This window comes from Prevotella sp. HMSC073D09 (assembly GCF_001814145.1).
GTDB classification, from domain to species: domain Bacteria; phylum Bacteroidota; class Bacteroidia; order Bacteroidales; family Bacteroidaceae; genus Prevotella; species Prevotella conceptionensis.
Map to the genome: position 1 here is coordinate 1 of NZ_KV815039.1, position 433 is coordinate 433.

Sequence of the window (433 nt, forward strand, 5' to 3'; positions counted from 1 at the left end):
TGCAGAGCCCCTACCTGCAAGTTGATGAGACCGGCGTACAGGTTGCCGACCGCAAGGGCAAGACCCGCAAGGGTTACCTCTGGGGAGTGAGGGATGCGCTGCATTCCCGGGGCGTATTCTTCCACTGGAAGGAAGGTTCACGGTCGGGCGCCGTGCCCGACGAGCTCTTCAAGGGCTACCACGGCGCCATACAATCCGACGGGTATGAGGCATACGGCAGGTTTGAAAACGTTCAGGGCATAGAACTGTTGGGCTGCATGGCCCATGTCCGGCGAAAGTTCGAGCATTTAGCGGCAGACGACAAGAATGCCGCCCACATAGTCGACACCATCGCCGCACTTTACGAGCTGGAAGAAAACCTGAGGCACGGCAACGCCGGCCATGAGCAAGTTCTGGCTGAACGGAAATCCAAAGCCTATCCCATACTGAAGTC

At 58.2% G+C, this 433-nt stretch carries 1 protein-coding gene; it reads left to right on the top strand.

The genetic code is table 11. From position 1 onward, the window contains the following. The coding region (locus tag HMPREF2955_RS02015) for an IS66 family transposase (protein ID WP_139145449.1) at positions 1 to 433 on the top strand (433 nt) is incomplete at both ends.